Genomic DNA, 16,089 nt, shown 5'->3' with positions numbered 1-16,089 from the left:
TGCGGTCGCTGCGCAACCCAGCGGGAGCAAGCTCCCTCGCCACGGTTTTTGGGTTAAACCAACTCTTTGAATCGATGCCACAACATCCCCAGCGCCAACAGCGGCGAGCGCAGGTGCTTGCCGCCAGGGAACGTCATGTGCGGGACCTGGGCGAACAGATCGAAACCGCCGCTGTGCTGCCCACTGATGGCTTCGGCCAACAACTTGCCGGCCAGGTGCGTGGCATTCACCCCATGGCCTGAATAGGCCTGGGCGTAATACACATTGGGTTGGTCCTTGAGTCGGCCGATCTGCGGCAAACGGTTGGCGCCGATGCCAATCATCCCACCCCACTGGTAATCGATTTTCACATCCGCCAATTGCGGGAAGACCTTGAGCATCTTCGGCCGCATGTACGCGCCGATGTCCTGTGGGTCGCGGCCGGAATAGTGGCAGGCCCCACCAAACAGCAAGCGTCGATCCGCCGATAGCCGGTAGTAGTCCAGGGCCACGCGTTGATCGCAGACCGCCATGTTCTGTGGCAACAACGCCTGTGCCTGGGCCTGGCTCAAGGGTTCGGTGGCGATAATGTAGCTGCCGGCCGGCAGCACTTTGCCGCCCAGTTGCCGATTGAGCCCATTGAGGTAGGCGTTGCAGCCCAGCACCAGCGTCTTGGCGCGGACCGAGCCCTGCCGGGTGTGCACCTTCACTTCAGGGCCGTAGTCGATACGCGTGACCGCCGATTGCTCGAACAGCCTGACCCCCAGTTGCTGCGCGGCGGCGCCTTCGCCCAGGGCCAGGTTCAGCGGATGCAGATGCCCCGAGCCCATGTCGATCAACCCACCGACGTAACGATCCGAACCCACGACGCTGTGCATTTCGTTGGCTTGCAGCAATCGGGTCGGGTGGCGATAACCCAGGCTGCGCAGTTCTTCGGCGTCTTCGGCGAAACCTTCCAGGTCGCTCGGCTTGTTGGCGAGATCGCAATAGCCCCAAGTAAGGTCGCAAGGGATCTGGAAGCGCTCGACGCGCTGTCGGACGATTTCCACGGCCTCAAGGCCCATGAGCTTCATCTGGCGCACGCCGTCGGCACCGATGATCGGCGCAAACTGATCAAGGCCATGGCCGACGCCACGAATCAATTGGCCGCCGTTGCGCCCGCTGGCGCCCCAGCCGACCCGGTGCGCTTCCAGCAGCACCACGCTCATGCCGCGCTCGGCCAGTTCGATCGCCGTGTTCAACCCGGAGAACCCACCACCGACCACGCAGACATCGGCCAGCAATTCACCCTGCAGCAGCGGATGGTCCGGTTGCGGCAGGCTGCTGGCGGCGTAATAAGAGGCGGCGTGCGCGTGGCTCGGAACAGGTTGCTGAACACGGGCGTTCATGTGCGTAATCCTGATTTTTGTGTTTGAGAAATTTTACGGAGCATAAGCCGGCGATTCCTTACTGGGCAACACCGGTCGGCTGACGCTGTCTGGTGCGCGGCTTTTAAGGCAGAATCCTGGACCATCTCCTTCGGTAATCGCCTCGATGAGCTGCAACAGTCAAAAAATTCGCACGCTGCGCCAGCAGATTCCCTCGTTCGAATGTGTTCCGGGCTGCCATGACTGCTGTGGTCCGGTGACCACCTCGCCGGAGGAAATGGCCCGCTTGCCCCGCAAGACCCGCGCTGAACAGGACGCGGCCATGGACGCGCTCGACTGCGTGCACTTGGGGCCCAACGGTTGCACCGTCTACGACGAGCGCCCGCTGATCTGCCGGCTGTTCGGCACCACGGCGACCTTGCCGTGTCCGAATGGGCGGCGACCGGTGGAACTGATTCATCCGCGGGTCGAGAAGCAGATTCATGAGTACATGGCCAGCACCCGGCAGGTGTTGGTCTAGCAGGCAGGGATACCGAGTCACGGCCTTCACGAGCAAGCCCGCTCCCACAATGGATCTCTGTGTGGGAGCGAGCTTGCTCGCGAAAGCGGCCGTCCAGACGACCCTTGCCTTGGAGACCGTCATCAATCCGGAATCGGCAGGCTCAGGCTTTCCTTCACTTCTTCCATCACGATATAGCTCTTGGATTCGCGCACATGGGGCAGCTTGAGCAGGATGTCCCCCAGCAGCTTGCGGTACGAAGCCATCTCGGAAATCCGTGCTTTCACCAGATAGTCGAAATCCCCTGACACCAGGTGACATTCCAGCACGTGAGGCAGTTTCAGCACGGCGCGTCGGAACTCTTCGAACGTGTCGCCGGATTTGTAGTCGAGGCTGATCTCGACAAACACCAGCAGGCTACCCTTCAAGTGCTGCGGATTGAGCCGGGCGTTGTAGCCCATGATGATGCCCTCGCGCTCCAGGCGCCGTACCCGCTCGGTGCAGGGCGTGGTGGAGAGGCCGACCTTTTCCCCCAGCTCAGTGAAGGAGATGCGTCCGTCCGCCTGGAGGATGCGCAGGATATTGCGGTCGATCTTGTCCAGCTCACGTTTGGTCTGGGTGTTGGTACGCACAGGTGATGCGCCTCCGTGAAAAGGGTTTTTGCCGAGAATTCTCGCCAAATATAGGTGTTTATATAGTGAAAAGCACTGGCTGATCTTTTTTACACTGCGACCATCAAAGCTGTGTACAACAAACGTCAGCGGTTATCCGCGATGAGGGCATCAACATGCGCGTTATGGTCTTGGGTAGCGGCGTCATCGGTACCGTCAGTGCTTACTATCTGGCCCGTGCCGGGTTTGAAGTGGTGGTGGTCGACCGTCAGCCGGCGCCAGCCATGGAAACCAGTTTCGCCAACGCCGGCCAGGTGTCGCCGGGTTATGCCTCGCCATGGGCCGCACCGGGCGTACCGCTCAAGGCCATCAAGTGGCTGCTGCAGCGCCACGCGCCGCTGGCGATCAAGGCCACTGCCGACATTGACCAATACTTGTGGATGGCACAGATGCTGCGCAACTGCACCGCCAGCCGCTATGCCATCAACAAGGAGCGCATGGTGCGCCTGTCCGAGTACAGCCGTGACTGCCTCGACGAGCTGCGCGCCGAAACCGGCATTGCCTACGAGGGCCGTAGCCTGGGCACCACCCAGCTGTTCCGCACCCAGGCCCAGCTCGATGGCGCGGCGAAAGACATCGCGGTGTTGAAAGAGTCCGGCGTACCGTTCGAAGTGCTCGACCGCGAGGGCATTGCCCGGGTCGAACCGGCCCTGGCCAATGTCACCGACATTCTGGCCGGTGCCTTGCGCCTGCCCAACGACCAGACCGGCGACTGCCAGATGTTTACCACGCGCCTGGCGGAAATGGCCGAGAAGCTCGGTGTGCAATTCCGCTTCGGCCAGGACATCCAGCGCCTGGACTTCGCCGGTGATCGCATCAACGGTGTCTGGATCGACGGCAAGCTGGAAACCGCCGACCGCTACGTCCTCGCCCTGGGCAGCTATTCGCCGCAACTGCTCAAGCCCCTCGGGATCCGTGCACCGGTGTATCCGCTCAAGGGCTACTCCCTGACCGTGCCGATCACCAACCCGGCGATGGCGCCGACGTCGACCATTCTCGACGAAACCTACAAGGTCGCGATCACCCGGTTCGACAACCGCATCCGGGTGGGCGGCATGGCGGAAATCGCCGGTTTTGACCTGTCCCTCAACCCGCGCCGGCGCGAAACCCTGGAGATGATCGTCAACGACCTTTATCCTCAGGGCGGCGACCTGGCCCAGGCCAGTTTCTGGACCGGCTTGCGCCCGACCACCCCGGACGGTACGCCAATCGTGGGGGCCACGCCCTTCAAGAATCTGTTCCTGAACACCGGCCATGGCACTCTCGGATGGACCATGGCTTGTGGTTCCGGTCGCCTGTTGGCCGATCTGATGGCGAAGAAAAAGCCGCAGATCAGCGCCGAAGGCCTCGATATTTCCCGTTATGGCAGCAAACACCAGGAGTCTGCAAAACATGTCAATCCAGCGCCAGCTCACCAATGACCGCATGAGCCAGGTTGTCGTGCACAACGGCACCGTTTACCTGGCCGGACAGGTCGGCGACGACATGAACGCCGGTATTGAACAGCAGACCCGCGAGAGCCTGGCCAATATCGAGCGCTTGCTGGACCTGGCCGGAACCGACAAGAATCGTTTGCTATCGGTGACGATCTACTTGAAGGACATCGATGCCCACTTCGAGGGCATGAACGCGGTCTGGGACAAATGGTTGCCCAAGGGTGTCGCCCCGGCCCGCGCCACGGTGCAAGCCAAGCTGTGCGAACCGCAGATCCTGGTGGAGCTGTCCGTCGTGGCCGCGCTGCCTTAAATACCGGCCCAAACGATCCCTCTCCCGGTGCTGTTGGTGGTTCATGCTGTCAGCCAGCACCGGTTTTTTATTCATGACCGCCTAGAAGCCTGCCGCCATGCGTCCTGCCCGTGCCCTGATCGACCTTCAAGCCCTGCGTCACAACTACCAATTGGCCCGCGAAGTCACGGGGGCCAAGGCCCTCGCGGTGATCAAGGCCGATGCCTATGGGCATGGTGCTGTGCGGTGCGCCGAGGCGCTTCAGGACACGGCGGACGGCTATGCCGTGGCGTGTATCGAAGAAGCCCTGGAACTGCGGGCCGCCGGGATCCGTGGGCCGATCCTGCTGCTGGAGGGTTTTTTCGAGGCCAGTGAGCTGCCGTTGATCGTCGAGCACGATTTCTGGTGCGTGGTGCATTCGTTGTGGCAGCTCGAAGCGATTGAAAAAGCTGTGCTGAGCCAACCGATCACGGTCTGGCTCAAGCTCGATTCCGGCATGCACCGGGTCGGCCTGCATCCGGCGGATTACCAGGCGGCCTACCGGCGCCTGCTCGCCAGCGGCAAGGTGGCGAAGATTGTCTTGATGAGCCACTTCGCCCGTGCCGATGAGCTGCACGATCCCAGCAGCACCCACCAGTTGGCGGTGTTCGAAGCGGCCCGCCAAGGGCTGGCGGCGCAGATCAGCCTGCGCAACTCCCCGGCTGTGCTGGGCTGGCCGCAGATACCCAGCGACTGGGTGCGCCCAGGCATCATGCTCTACGGGGCCACACCCTTTGACGAGCCCAACGCCGTCGCCTCGCGCCTGCAGCCGGTGATGACCCTGGAATCGAAGATCATCTGCGTGCGCGAATTGCCCGCCGGCGAACCGGTGGGCTACGGTGCCCGCTTCGTGACGACGCAACCGACCCGGGTCGGCGTGGTCGCCATGGGCTATGCCGACGGCTACCCGCGCCAGGCGCCCACCGGTACACCAGTGCTGGTGGATGGGCAGCGCAGCCAACTGGTCGGGCGAGTGTCGATGGACATGTTGTGTGTCGACTTGACCCATGTCCCCCAGGCCGGGCTCGGTTCGACCGTGGAGCTGTGGGGCAAGCACATCCTCGCCAGCGATGTCGCCAAGGCCGCCGACACAATTCCTTATCAGATTTTTTGCAACCTGCGGCGAGTGCCACGGCTCTATTCCGGGGGCTGACACGAAGCGCCACCTACCGAAAGTCGCTTCACCGCACAGGATTCGGGTCAAAGTGTTGTAAATACTGAACGCTGTCGCCATGATAACGCTCACTTTCCTCACAACCTGATTCCCTGGAGGCTCCAGCATTGGACGTCGGTGAACGACTGCAATCCATTCGTAAACTCAAAGGCCTTTCCCAGCGTGAACTCGCCAAGCGCGCGGGCGTCACCAACAGCACTATTTCGATGATCGAGAAGAACAGCGTCAGCCCCTCGATCAGCTCGCTGCGTAAGGTCCTTGGCGGGATTCCCATGTCCATGGTCGAGTTTTTCTCCGAAGAAATCCTTCAGGAGAAACCGACCCAGATCGTCTATAAAGCCAACGAACTGATCGACATCTCCGACGGCGCCGTGACCATGAAGCTGGTGGGCAGGGCACACCCGAGCCGGGCGATTGCCTTCCTCAACGAAATCTATCCGCCTGGCGCCGACACCGGTGAAGAGATGCTCACCCATGAGGGCGAAGAAACCGGGATCCTGGTGGAAGGCCGGCTGGAACTGGTGGTCGGTGTCGAAACCTTCGTGCTCGAAGCCGGCGACAGCTACTATTTCGAAAGCACCAAGCCCCACCGTTTCCGTAATCCGTTCGACGTGCCGGCGCGACTGATCAGCGCAGCCACACCGGCCAATTTCTAGAAAAAGAGGCGTCGGCCCTGTAGGGCAAAGGCGCCCAAGGAATGAGCTGTCGTTGCAAACAAGACCCTTGCGACTTTGGGGTTGTTTCAGTGTGACGGGCTTACCGCTATACTTGCGCCCGCCTGCAAACCGTGGCCGCAGGCGTGACTAGCCACCATTGAGGGTGTACGCGTGAACCTAATTATGAAAATGCTGGCTGCACCAGCAACCGTATTGGCCCTTTGGGCAGTCAGTGCCCAAGCGGCGACCACCGACGAAATCGCCAAGCGCCTTGAACCGGTCGGCCAGGTCTGCGTCCAGGGGAAAGAATGCAAAGGCATGGAAGTTGCCACTGCCGCGGGCGGCGCTGGTGGTGCCAAGGAGCCGGCTGACGTGATTGCAAAACACTGCAACGCCTGCCACGGCACGGGCCTGCTGGGTGCGCCGAAAATTGGTGACAAAGCTGCCTGGAAAGAACGCGCCGACCACCAGGGCGGTCTCGACGGTATCTTGGCCAAGGCCATTACCGGCATCAACTCCATGCCGCCTAAAGGCACCTGCGCCGATTGCTCGGATGACGACCTCAAGGGCGCCATCAAAGAGATGTCCGGCCTGTAATACGCCGGTATCTTTCAGCAAAAAGCCGCTTACGAGCGGCTTTTTTGTGCCCGGTTTTTTTCCAGGGCTGTTCATCGCAACCAAGACCCGGCAAGCTCGGTCCAACCCACATTCATGGAATGTCCTGGAGGGTCCGATGGTGCAGTTGTGTTCAATCGAACAGGCGGTGGATGACGTGCTCGAGCGCCTGCCCGCGCATATTCATCTCGGCATGCCCCTGGGGTTGGGCAAACCCAACCTGTTCGCCAACGCGCTGTACCGGCGTATCGCACAGCTGCCCGAGCGACAGCTGACCATCTACACCGCCCTGAGCCTGGGCCGGCCGAACCTGGGCGATGGTTTGCAGAAGCGCTTCCTTGAGCCCTTTGTCGAACGGGTCTTCGGTGATTACCCCGAACTGGATTACCTGGCCGACCTGCATCAGGACAGTTTGCCACCCAACATACGGGTCGAGCAGTTCTTCATGCAGCCCGGCAGCCTGCTGCACAGCGTCTCGGCCCAGCAGAATTACGTCAGCAGCAACTACAGCCATGCGGCCCGGGACATCAACGCCGCCGGCTTGAACCTGGTGGCGCAACTGGTGGCGAGCGACCCACGGCACCCGGATCGCCTGAGCCTGAGCTGCAACCCGGACATCACCCTCGACCTGCTGCCGATGATCGCCAAGCGCCGGGCGGTCGGGGAGACCATTCTCCTGGTCGGCCAGGTACACAACGATTTGCCCTACATGCCGGGCGACGCGGAAGTCGGCATCGACGCTTTCGACTTGTTGATCGACGAAAAGGACAGCCACACGTTGTTTTCCACGCCGAACATGCCGGTGGGGTTCCAGGACCATCTGATCGGCCTGCACGCCAGTACGCTGGTGCGCGACGGCGGCACGCTGCAGATCGGCATCGGCGCCATGGGCGATGCATTGACGGCAGCGCTGTTGGCGCGCCAGGCCGATAACGCCGGTTACCAGGCGCTGCTGGCGGACCTGAACCTTAGCCAGTGGGCGCAACTGATCGAGCGCGAGGGTGGCGTCGAGCCGTTTGCCAAAGGGCTGTACGGATGCAGTGAAATGTTCGTCAACGGTTTGCTGGTACTGGCCGAGGCCGGGATCATCCGGCGCAAGGTCTATCCCGACGAACCGACCCAGGAACGGGCCAACGCCGGGACCCTCGACGAGGCGGCGCAACCTGACGGCATCTGCATACACGGCGGGTTTTTCCTCGGGCCGCGCAGTTTTTATGAGCGCCTGCGCGAGTTGCCGCAAAGCCGTCTTCTCGAATTCAACATGACGCGCATCAGTTACATCAACGAGCTGTACGGCCAGGAACAGCTCAAGCGCCTGCAGCGCCTGGATGCCCGTTTTATCAACACGGTCTTCACCATGACCCTGATGGGGGCCGGGGTGGCCGATCAGTTGGAGGACGGACGGGTGCTCAGCGGTGTGGGCGGGCAGTACAACTTCGTCGCCCAGGGCCATGCGCTGGAGGGCGGGCGCTCGATCCTGCTGCTGCGCAGTTGGCGTGAGGCCGGGGGCGAGATCAGCTCGAACATCGTCTGGGAGTACGGCCATTGCACGATTCCCCGGCACCTGCGGGACATCGTGGTGACCGAGTACGGCATCGCCGACCTGCGAGGCAAGACCGACGCGGCGGTGATCGAGGCGTTGCTGAACATCAGTGACTCACGCTTCCAGCCGGGGCTGATCGAACAGGCCCAGAATGCCGGCAAATTGCCGAAGGACTTCCGCCTCGATCCACGGTTCGCCGACAACACATCGGAACGCTTGCAGGCGATCCAGGCGCGCCACCCGAACCTGTTCCCCGAATACCCGCTGGGCTGCGACTTCGATGCCATTGAGCGGGACTTGTTGCGTGCGCTGAACTGGCTCAAGAGCAAGTTCAAGCTCACCGAGATCCTGGAGCTGGGCAAGGCGGCGCTGGATGCGCCGGAGCCTTCGGCTTTTGCAGAACACCTGGAGCGGATGCAATTGGCGAGCACTGACGGGCTGAAGGAGGATCTGTACCAGCGGTTGTTGCTGGCGGGGCTTAAGGCCACCGCGTCTTAGCGACCCATCTAGAACCCCTGTGGGAGCGAGCTTGCTCGCGATAGCGGTGTGTCTGTTACATAAAATGTGTCTGACAGACCGCTATCGCGAGCAAGCTCGCTCCCACAGGGAGACATCGGGGTTATTCGATGAAGGTCACGACCCCACCGGCCAGCGACTTCACCCGCGCCAGGGATTCGACGCGATAGCCCTGGGCATCCAGTTCCGCACGACCGCCCTGGAATGACTTCTCGATCACGATCCCCAGCCCGGCCACGGTCGCGCCGGCCTGCTTGATGATGGAGATCAGCGCCTGGGAGGCTTTGCCGTTGGCCAGGAAGTCATCGATGATCAGCACCCGGTCGCTGCTGGTCAGGTGACGCGGGCTGATGGCGACGGTGCTTTCGGTTTTCTTGGTGAACGAATACACGGTGGCCGACAGCAGGTTTTCCGTCAGGGTCAGGGACTGTTGCTTGCGGGCGAAGATCACCGGTACGCCCAGGTTCAGCCCCGTCATGATCGCCGGGGCAATGCCCGAGGCTTCGATGGTGACGATCTTGGTGATGCCCGAATCCTTGAACAGCGCGGCAAATTCGTCGCCGATCAGCTTCATCAACTGCGGGTCGATCTGGTGGTTCAGGAACGCATCGACTTTCAGGACCTGATCGGAGAGCACGATGCCTTGCTCGCGGATTTTCTGGTGCAGGGCTTCCATGAAGCCTCCTCTGGTGACGCCTTTGGCGCCTGGGGTCAGTAAAAAGTAGTCGATTCTAACGCTTCAACATCGCGCGTATATCGGCCAGGGCACTGTTGCCGCGAACCACTTTGACTTCCGTCGGCGTGTCGTCGTTGCCTTCCCAGGCCAGGTCGTCCGGCGGCAGCTCATCGAGAAAGCGGCTCGGGGCGCAGTCGATCACTTCGCCGTATTGCTTGCGCTTGGCGGCGAAGGTGAAGGCCAGCGTCTGACGGGCCCGGGTAATCCCGACGTAGGCCAGGCGCCGTTCTTCCTCGATGGTGTCGGCCTCGATGCTGGAGCGGTGCGGCAGGATTTCTTCTTCCATGCCCATGATGAACACGTAGGGGAATTCCAGGCCCTTGGAGGCGTGCAGCGTCATCATCTGCACACCTTCGGCGCCGTCTTCCTCTTCCTGCTGGCGCTCGAGCATGTCGCGCAGCACGAGTTTGCCGATGGCGTCCTCGACCGTCATGTCGCCGTCTTCGTCTTTTTCCAGGGTGTTCTTCAACGCCTCGATCAGGAACCAGACGTTGCTCATGCGGTAGTCGGCCGCCTTGTCGCTGGAGCTGTTGGTGCGCAGCCAGTTCTCGTAGTCGATGTCCATCACCATGCTGCGCAGCGCTGAAATCGGATCTTCCCCGGCGCACTGTTCGCGGACCTTGTCCATGAAGCGCTTGAACCGCCCCAGGCGGTCGGTGAAACGGCTGTCCAGATGCTCGCCCAGGCCGATTTCGTCGGTGGCGGCGTACATCGAGATCTTGCGCTCGGTGGCGTAGTTGCCGAGTTTTTCCAGGGTGGTGGAACCGATTTCCCGGCGCGGCACGTTGATCACCCGCAGGAAGGCGTTGTCGTCGTCCGGGTTCACGATCAGGCGGAAGTAGGCCATCAGGTCCTTCACTTCCTGGCGGCCGAAGAAGCTGTTGCCCCCCGACAGGCGATACGGGATTTGGTGGTGCTGCAGTTTCAGCTCGATCAGCTTGGCCTGGTAGTTGCCGCGGTACAGGATCGCAAAGTCGCTGTACGGCCGGTCGGTGCGCAGGTGCAGGCTGAGGATCTCCATGGCCACGCGCTCGGCTTCGGCGTCTTCGTTGCGGCAACGGATCACGCGGATCTCGTCGCCGTGGCCCATCTCGCTCCACAGCTGCTTTTCGAACTCGTGGGGGTTGTTGGAAATCAGCACGTTGGCACAGCGCAGGATGCGGCTGGTGGAGCGGTAGTTCTGCTCCAGCATCACCACTTTGAGCGACGGATAGTCGTCCTTGAGCAGCATCAGGTTTTCCGGCCGCGCGCCGCGCCAGGCATAGATCGACTGGTCATCGTCACCCACCACGGTGAACTGGTTGCGCGTACCGATCAGCAGCTTCACCAGCAAGTATTGGCTGGCGTTGGTGTCCTGATATTCGTCCACCAGCAGGTAGCGGACCTTGTTCTGCCATTTTTCGAGGATGTCGGCGTGGTCCTGGAACAGCTTGACCGGCAACAGGATCAGGTCGTCGAAGTCCACCGCGTTGAACGCCTTGAGCGTGCGCTGGTAGTGGGCGTAGACGATGGCGGCGGTCTGCTCCTTGGGGTTGCGGGCGTTTTCCAGGGCCTGTGGCGGCAGGATCAGGTCGTTTTTCCAGGCGCCGATCATGTTCTTGATCTCATCCACGCCGTCGTCGCCCGAGTATTCCTTCTGCATGATGTCGGTCATCAGGGCCTTGACGTCGGTCTCGTCGAAAATCGAGAAGCCCGGCTTGTAGCCCAGCCGCGCGTGTTCCTTGCGGATGATGTTCAGGCCCAGGTTGTGGAAGGTGCAGACCGTCAGGCCGCGACCTTCGCCGCCGCGCAGCAGCGTGCCAACCCGTTCCTTCATTTCCCGGGCGGCCTTGTTGGTGAAGGTCATGGCGACGATGTACTGGGCGCGGATGCCACAATTCTGGATCAGGTGCGCGATCTTGCGGGTGATTACGCTGGTCTTGCCGGAGCCTGCACCGGCGAGCACCAAAAGAGGGCCGCCGACATAGTTCACGGCTTCTTGCTGCCGGGGATTGAGTCGGGACATGACAGAGTCAGGGAGTCGTTTGCGAAATGGGCCGGCATTTTAACAGGCTCAGAGAATTGTGCTGCTCTGTCCGACTTGTGACGCACAGCGCATTGTCATTTGCCGCTTCTGTTACTTTCACGCAGGATGTGGGGCCAATTGCGTCCAGCGCAGGATTTGGAGTGGAAAAAACCACCGAAACCGCGTGTTTGAGAACCATTGGCATTGGTCATTGCCCATCGGCACGTCATAATGCCCGGCGCCTACCACCTTGCAGAGTCTAGGGAGTCAGCTTGTCAACGCCTGTCGAACCCTTGCGTTTGCTGTTATTGGCCCAAGAGCCTGCGTGGTCAGCAATATTGCGCGAGTGCCTGGCGCCCTTGGGGCCCTTGGTCGTGTTGATCAGCGCCCCGAGCTGGGAGTCAGTCAGCAGCCTGTTCGAAGATAATCGCAACGCGGTGTTGCTGACCGTTGCGGCGTTGCAGCCGGCACCGGGTCGTTGCAGCCTGCCGACGATCCTGTTGCTTGAGCACGAGCCGGCAGTTGCCCCCGACGGTGTCAGCGACTGGTTGGTGCGTGATGTCCTCGACAGCGCGACCCTGCGTCGTTGCCTGCGCCATGTGCGCGAACGCGGCGTGCTGGAAAACACCTTGCAGCGCCTTGCCGAACAGGACCCATTGACGGGCATCGCCAATCGCCAGGGTTTCCAGACGCTGCTGGCGGCGCGCCTGGCGGAAAACGACGGCCGTGGACTGGCGCTCGGTCACCTGGACCTGGACAACTTTCGTCACGCCAATGACGCCCTTGGCCACCAGGCCGGTGACCGCTTGATCCTGCAAGTGGTGTCGCGGCTCAAGAACTCGCTCGAGGCCGGCGATCAATTGGCGCGGTTGGGCAGTGATGAATTCGCCCTGTTGATCGACACCCGCCGCGCACCACAGCGGGCCGAGTGGATGGCCGAGCGTATTACCGAAGCTTTGGCCGAACCCTATTGGGTGGACGGTGAAAGCCTGCTGATCGGCTGCAGCCTGGGCGTTGCCCACGCCCGCGCCCAGGCCGGCGCCGATCCGCTGATGTGGCATGCCCACATTGCCATGCAGCAGGCCAAGAGCACCCAGGGCTGCACTTTTCATATCTTCAACGAGCGCATCAACCGCAATGCCCGCAGCCTCGCCGACCTGGAAAGCGAACTGCGCCGGGCACTGCGTCGTGACGAGCTGGAGCTGCATTACCAGCCACGGCTGAACCTCGATGGCGGCCACATTGTCGGCCTCGAAGCGTTGGTCCGCTGGCGTCACGGCGAACGTGGCTTGCTGCCACCGAGTGAGTTCGTGCCGCTGGCCGAACAGAGTGGCCTGATCGTGCCGCTGGGCTATTGGGTGATTTCCCGGGCGCTGCGGGACATGCAGGCTTTGCGCGAGCGGGGGCTGGCGCCGTTGCACATGGCGGTCAACCTGTCGTTCCGACAGTTCCAGGACAGCCAGTTGCTGCCGACCTTGAGCCGGCTGATTGCTGAGCGGGGCGTCGAGGCGCAATGGCTGGAGTTCGAACTCACCGAAACCGCCGTCATGCGCCGTAGCGAACTGGTCAAGCAGACCATGGATGCCCTGGGCCGCCTGGGGGTGCGCTTCTCCCTGGACGACTTCGGCACCGGTTTCTCCTCGTTTGTGCACCTCAACAGCCTGCCGATCGCCTTGCTCAAGATCGACAAGAGCTTCGTCGGTGGCATGGAGCAGCGCGAAGAGAACCGCAAGCTGGTGCACGCGATGATCAACCTGGCGCACAACCTCAACCTGGAAGTGGTGGCCGAAGGTGTGGAAACCCAGGAACAACTGGACCTGCTACGCGGCTTTGGTTGCGACCAGGTGCAGGGCTTCCTGATTAGCAAGCCGTTGCCGTTGTCGGAGTTGGTTGAGTACTTGACGTTCGAAGGTGATCAGCAATCGATGCTGGAAATCAGCTGACACAAAACCTTGTGGGAGCGAGCTTGCTCGCGATAGCGGTGTGTCAGTCAGAATCGATGTGACAGGTCTATCGCAATCGCGAGCAAGCTCGCTCCCACAGGGGGATAGATTTCACTTGGCTTGGATAGCTTGAAAACCTTGCTGCCCAGGCTCACGCCTGATCATCCGCTTCATCTTCCATTCAAACGCCAGCGTCAGGCTCACGGCCGCGCAGGCCAGCCCCAGGGCCAGGCCCCACCAGACGCCGGTCGGCCCCCAGTTCAGGTGAAACGCCATCCACCACGCCGCCGGCGCGCCGATCAGCCAATAGCACCCCAGGCCTACCAGGAAGGTGGTCTTGGCGTCCTTGAGCCCGCGAATGCAGCCCATGGCAATGGTTTGCGTGCCGTCAAACAGCTCGAACCACGCCGCCACCGCCAGCAGGCTCACGGCCAGGTTGATCACGTCGCGAAACGCCGGGTCGTTGTGGTCCAGGAACAAGCCGATCAACGGGTGGGGCAGCAGCCAGAACACCATGGCGAACGCCAGCATGGCCGCCGCGCCAAAGCCAATCCCGACCCGACCGGCCAGGCGCGCCATCAGCAACTGCCCGGCGCCGTAGTGCTGGCCGATGCGCATGGTGATGGCGTAGGACATCCCCGCCGGCACCATGAACGCCACCGAGACGATTTGCAGCGCGATCTGGTGGGCGGCCAACGGTGTGCTGCCCATGGTGCCCATGCACAGTGCGGCAAACGCAAACAGCCCGACCTCCACCGCGTAAGTGCCGCCGATCGGCAGGCCCAGGCGCCACAGTTCCTTGAGGTATTGGCGATTGGGCCGCGACAGGCCATCGAGCAATGGATAGGCACGGTAGGCCGGGTGCCGATGGATATGCCAGGCCAGCGCCAGGGCCATGCAGTTGGCGACGATGGCCGTGACCAGGCCGATCCCCATCAAGCCGAGTTTCGGCAGGCCGAACATGCCAGTGATGAGCGCATAGTTGAGCAGGAAGTTGGCCACCGTGCCGCCAAGGCTGATCACCATGACCGGTGTGGCCCGGCCGATGGCGCTGGTGAAGCCGCGCAGGGCCATGAAGCTCAAGTAGCCGGGCAGGGCGAACGGCAGCGCCAGCAGGAACTGGCCGGCGGAAAGCACGTTGGTTTCGGTCTGGCCGAACATCAGCAGCACCGGCTTGAGGTTCCACAGCAGCAACCCGGCCATCAGCGCCATCAGCCAGGCCAGCCATAACCCGGCCTGGGTCAACCGGGTGGCGCCTTCGACATCGCCTGCGCCCTGGCGGATCGCGACCAGGGTGCCCACCGCAGCGATCACGCCGATGCAGAAGATCGACACGAACGAATAGGTGGCCGCCCCAAGCCCACCGCCGGCCAGGGCTTCGGGGCTCAGGCGTGCCATCATCACGGTGTCGGTGAGCACCATCAGCATGTGCGCCAACTGCGAGGCAATCAACGGTCCCGCCAGCCGCAGGATGGCCCAGAGTTCGGTACGCGCTGGATGCCGCATGATCATCACGCTCCATGTTCAAACAAGGCAGTAAAGCAACGATTCTCGGTGCTCTCGGCGGATTGCACAAAGGGATAAAAAAGATCGCTGGCATGATTAAAACTCATGCAGGATGTGTTTCTGGTAGGGTTTGCGAACAACGCCATGGAGCTTTTGTGATGTCTCGTCGTCTTCCTCCTCTTTATGCGCTGCGGGCATTCGAAGCCGCGGCTCGCTACAGCTCGTTCACCCGGGCCGCTGAAGAGCTGTCGATCACCCAGAGCGCTGTCAGCCGGCACATTCGCACGCTGGAAGATCACTTTGCCTGTCGGCTGTTCCTGCGCAGCGGCCGCAACCTGCAATTGACCGAGGCGGCGCGCTTGCTGTTACCGGGCGTACGCGAGGGCTTCATGGCGCTGGAGCGGGCCTGCCATACCTTGCATGGCGAGGATGGCATCCTGCGCATGAAAGCGCCCTCCACGTTGACGATGCGCTGGTTGTTGGCGCGCTTGAGTCGCTTCCGCCATTTGCAACCCGGCAACGAGGTGCAACTGACCAGTGCCTGGATGGACATCGACTCGGTGGACTTCAACGTCGAACCCTTCGATTGCGCCGTGTTGTTGGGCAACGGCCATTTTCCGGCGGACTGGGAGGCCAGTTTGCTGTTTCCCGAGGAACTGATCCCGGTGGGTGCGCCGAACCTGTTGAACGACCAGCCTTGGGATGTGGCGCGGTTGGCCAGCGCTGAATTGCTGCACCCCACGCCGGATCGCCGGGACTGGCGTAACTGGCTGCAACGCATGGGCCTGTCCGACAAGGTCTCGCTCAAAGGGGGCCAGGTGTTCGATACCTTGGAGCTGGGCATGATCGCGGCAGCACGCGGCTATGGGGTTTCCATGGGTGACCTGTTGATGGTGGCCGAGGACGTTGCCCAGGGACGCCTGAGCCTGCCATGGCCGACGGCTGTCGCCAGCGGTGAACATTACTATCTGGTTTGGCCGAAAACCCGGCCGGGAGGTGAACGTTTGCGCCGGCTCAGTGACTTTCTCCAGGGCGAGGTCAAAGCCATGCAATTGCCCGCTGTACAGCGTCTGGGCTGAAACGTTGAAGTTGGCGTGATAGCCACTTGATATTAA

14 protein-coding genes are annotated in these 16,089 nt (G+C 61.9%); 9 read left to right on the top strand and 5 right to left on the bottom strand.

What is annotated here, in order from left to right:
• Window positions 1-53 precede the first annotated feature (53 nt).
• Window positions 54-1,367, bottom strand: coding sequence for an NAD(P)/FAD-dependent oxidoreductase (locus tag KI237_RS29500; RefSeq protein WP_212798149.1), 1,314 nt, complete (start codon window positions 1,365-1,367; stop codon window positions 54-56).
• 145 nt (window positions 1,368-1,512) lie between these two features.
• Between KI237_RS29500 and KI237_RS29495 the strand changes: the two genes are divergently transcribed.
• The gene (locus KI237_RS29495) at window positions 1,513-1,866 is read left to right on the top strand and encodes a YkgJ family cysteine cluster protein (protein WP_018602566.1); all 354 of its coding nucleotides are present in this window, start codon (window positions 1,513-1,515) and stop codon (window positions 1,864-1,866) included.
• 122 nt (window positions 1,867-1,988) lie between these two features.
• Here the strand turns inward: KI237_RS29495 and KI237_RS29490 are convergent, their stop codons facing one another.
• Window positions 1,989-2,477: an Lrp/AsnC ligand binding domain-containing protein gene (locus KI237_RS29490; protein ID WP_003177284.1), complete on the bottom strand. Its 489-nt coding sequence runs from the start codon at window positions 2,475-2,477 to the stop codon at window positions 1,989-1,991.
• A gap of 155 nt (window positions 2,478-2,632) precedes the next feature.
• On the opposite strand from KI237_RS29490, the gene dadA reads away from it, so the two are divergent.
• The 6 genes from dadA to KI237_RS29460 all read left to right on the top strand — a co-directional run bounded on the left by dadA (window position 2,633) and on the right by KI237_RS29460 (window position 8,766).
• The gene (dadA, locus tag KI237_RS29485; protein WP_212798148.1) at window positions 2,633-3,937 is read left to right on the top strand and encodes a D-amino acid dehydrogenase; all 1,305 of its coding nucleotides are present in this window, start codon (window positions 2,633-2,635) and stop codon (window positions 3,935-3,937) included.
• On the top strand, window positions 3,909-4,262 hold the full coding sequence (locus KI237_RS29480) for a RidA family protein (protein WP_212798147.1): 354 nt from the start codon (window positions 3,909-3,911) through the stop codon (window positions 4,260-4,262). Before dadA ends, KI237_RS29480 begins: the two co-directional genes overlap by 29 nt.
• 97 nt (window positions 4,263-4,359) lie before the next feature.
• Window positions 4,360-5,433 (top strand): alanine racemase, encoded by a 1,074-nt coding sequence (gene alr, locus KI237_RS29475; protein ID WP_212798146.1) that lies wholly within the window; start codon window positions 4,360-4,362, stop codon window positions 5,431-5,433.
• A 128-nt stretch (window positions 5,434-5,561) separates the two neighbouring features.
• Window positions 5,562-6,110, top strand: a complete 549-nt coding sequence (locus KI237_RS29470; protein WP_003206841.1) for a cupin domain-containing protein — start codon at window positions 5,562-5,564, stop codon at window positions 6,108-6,110.
• Between the two features lie 183 nt (window positions 6,111-6,293).
• On the top strand, window positions 6,294-6,707 hold the full coding sequence (locus KI237_RS29465; RefSeq protein ID WP_212800715.1) for a c-type cytochrome: 414 nt from the start codon (window positions 6,294-6,296) through the stop codon (window positions 6,705-6,707).
• A 136-nt stretch (window positions 6,708-6,843) separates the two neighbouring features.
• The gene (locus KI237_RS29460) at window positions 6,844-8,766 is read left to right on the top strand and encodes an acetyl-CoA hydrolase/transferase C-terminal domain-containing protein (RefSeq protein WP_212798145.1); all 1,923 of its coding nucleotides are present in this window, start codon (window positions 6,844-6,846) and stop codon (window positions 8,764-8,766) included.
• A 121-nt stretch (window positions 8,767-8,887) separates the two neighbouring features.
• Here KI237_RS29460 and KI237_RS29455 read toward each other — a convergent pair whose 3' ends face one another.
• Window positions 8,888-9,460, bottom strand: a complete 573-nt coding sequence (locus KI237_RS29455; protein WP_018602593.1) for a xanthine phosphoribosyltransferase — start codon at window positions 9,458-9,460, stop codon at window positions 8,888-8,890.
• 55 nt (window positions 9,461-9,515) lie between these two features.
• Window positions 9,516-11,525, bottom strand: coding sequence for a DNA helicase Rep (gene rep, locus KI237_RS29450; RefSeq protein WP_212798144.1), 2,010 nt, complete (start codon window positions 11,523-11,525; stop codon window positions 9,516-9,518).
• A gap of 272 nt (window positions 11,526-11,797) precedes the next feature.
• On the opposite strand from rep, the gene KI237_RS29445 reads away from it, so the two are divergent.
• The gene (locus tag KI237_RS29445; protein WP_212798143.1) at window positions 11,798-13,468 is read left to right on the top strand and encodes a putative bifunctional diguanylate cyclase/phosphodiesterase; all 1,671 of its coding nucleotides are present in this window, start codon (window positions 11,798-11,800) and stop codon (window positions 13,466-13,468) included.
• A gap of 111 nt (window positions 13,469-13,579) precedes the next feature.
• Here KI237_RS29445 and KI237_RS29440 read toward each other — a convergent pair whose 3' ends face one another.
• Window positions 13,580-14,974 (bottom strand): NorM family multidrug efflux MATE transporter, encoded by a 1,395-nt coding sequence (locus KI237_RS29440; protein WP_212798142.1) that lies wholly within the window; start codon window positions 14,972-14,974, stop codon window positions 13,580-13,582.
• Between the two features lie 158 nt (window positions 14,975-15,132).
• Between KI237_RS29440 and KI237_RS29435 the strand changes: the two genes are divergently transcribed.
• Window positions 15,133-16,053 carry a LysR substrate-binding domain-containing protein gene (locus tag KI237_RS29435; RefSeq protein WP_212798141.1) on the top strand — a complete coding sequence of 307 codons (921 nt, stop codon included), beginning with the start codon at window positions 15,133-15,135 and terminating at the stop codon, window positions 16,051-16,053.
• Window positions 16,054-16,089: the final 36 nt, after the last annotated feature.

Source organism: Pseudomonas sp. St316, from assembly GCF_018325905.1.
Classification (GTDB): domain Bacteria; phylum Pseudomonadota; class Gammaproteobacteria; order Pseudomonadales; family Pseudomonadaceae; genus Aquipseudomonas.
The sequence above is the reverse complement of the archived record's forward strand: the minus strand, read 5'-3'. Positions and strand labels throughout refer to the sequence as shown.